General features: G+C 60.6%; 2 protein-coding genes. Both read left to right on the top strand.

The genetic code is table 11. The annotated features are described in order from the left end of the window. Positions 1 to 157 precede the first annotated feature (157 nt). Positions 158 to 730, top strand: coding sequence for a sigma-70 family RNA polymerase sigma factor (locus WCA53_RS23290; RefSeq protein ID WP_423916020.1), 573 nt, complete (start codon positions 158 to 160; stop codon positions 728 to 730). After that, entirely contained in the window at positions 727 to 1,368 is a 642-nt protein-coding gene (locus WCA53_RS23295; protein ID WP_423916022.1) for a DUF1109 domain-containing protein, read from the top strand. Before WCA53_RS23290 ends, WCA53_RS23295 begins: the two co-directional genes overlap by 4 nt. Positions 1,369 to 1,648 lie beyond the last annotated feature (280 nt).

Consider the following 1,648-nt stretch of genomic DNA (forward strand, 5'->3'; position numbering starts at 1 on the left):
GCAGAAGGACTCAATGCTAACCCCACACTCTCCGCGAGCAGCACCCCTCACACTCGCCGCTAGCAGCACCGCCTAAACCCCCACAGCCCTGCGGCCAGCAACCCTAGGTTAGAATTCGCGCAAATTAAATTTCCTTCTCCTGTAACCAGAGTAACCGATGGATCGAACTACCGATTACGCGGCACTACATGAACGGGAGAAGCGCCTGCAAGGGCTCCTGCTAGCCGGCATGACCGGCGACGAAGCAGCTTATCGGAAGTTCCTCGGCGAATTGAGCGCGCATCTTCGCGGCTTTCTCAAACGGCGGCTCCTACAACAACCCGGTGACGTCGAAGATCTCGTTCAGGAAGTGCTGCTGGCCGTGCACAACGGAAGGCAAACCTATCGCACGGACCAGCCGCTGACCGCATGGGTTCACGCAATCGCGCGCTACAAGCTGACGGATTACTTTCGCGCCCGCTCGCGCCATGACGCGCTGAACGATCCGCTCGACGACGATTTCGAACTGCTCGCCGCGCCGGAACTGGAACCCGCGGAGGCAAAGCGCGACCTGGGCAAGCTGCTCGAACAATTGCCAGATCGGCAACGGCTGCCCATCGTGCACGTGAAGCTGGAAGGTATGTCTGTCGCAGAGACCGCACGGATGACGGGGCTATCGGAATCCGCAGTCAAGATTGGCGTGCATCGCGGACTGAAGGCGCTGGCCGCAAAGATTCGAGGAACGCGATGAAAACGGATGACTTCATTTCCCTGTTAGCGACTGGCGTGACGCCAGTCAGCCAGGCCACGCTCGCCAGACGGTTTTGCATCGCCCTGCTGATCGGCGTGGCGGCAACCACCGTGATGGTGGCTGGCGTTTTCGGCATCCGGCCCGATCTCGCCCAGGTCGCCACTACGCCATTGTTCTGGGCAAAGGTCGCTCTGCCTTTGTGTCTGATGATAGGTTCGCTGCTCGTATCAACACGGCTGGCAAGGCCCGGCGTGGCGGCCGGCAAAAGGTGGGTGCTGGTTGGCTTACCGGTTGCCGCCGTCTGGATCGCGGCGTCCTATTTGCTGACCACGGTACCCGCAGACGAACGTCTGCCGATGATTCTCGGCAAGACTTGGCGCGGATGTCCCTTCTACATTTCGATGCTCTCGGTGCCCGGGTTCATCGCCGTGTTCTGGGCCCTGAGGGGCCTCGCGCCCACGCGTCTCGCCTTGACCGGCGCGGCTGGCGGATTGCTGGCGGGATCGACGGCGACGCTCGCCTACTGCCTGCATTGCCCGGAAATGGGCGTAGCGTTCTGGGGCGCCTGGTATCTGCTCGGGATGCTGGTACCGACGATGGTGGGCGCTTTACTGGGGCCGCGCCTGCTGCGCTGGTAAGCGCCAATGGGTTTAGGAACCGAATCGCCGCTGGCGATATTAAGGGTTTAAGGGTTGGGGCCGTCGAGGCGAAGCGAGTGCGCGCGGTTGGTGCTTGAGGGGGGTGTTCGACTGCGGGTTGATGCGTGAGGGCCGCGCTACGTTCGTGCCAAAAACCTAAAATGGGCAACGACGACACTGAAAAAATTGGCGGTTTAAAACGCGTTTCTTTGCTTCGTTTCTTTGCGCGTTTGCAAAGAAATGAAGTCCCGCCCCGGATAGGGGCTAACAGAAATAAGCA

Origin of the sequence: Caballeronia sp. (assembly GCF_049581465.1) — a bacterium.
Taxonomy (GTDB): Bacteria; Pseudomonadota; Gammaproteobacteria; order Burkholderiales; family Burkholderiaceae; genus Caballeronia.

Bases quoted from the DNA above. Each gene is read 5' to 3' on its own strand.
- WCA53_RS23290 (WP_423916020.1), top strand. From the start codon at position 158: ATGGATCGAACTACCGATTACGCGGCACTACATGAACGGGAGAAGCGC.
- WCA53_RS23295 (WP_423916022.1), top strand. From the start codon at position 727: ATGAAAACGGATGACTTCATTTCCCTGTTAGCGACTGGCGTGACGCCA.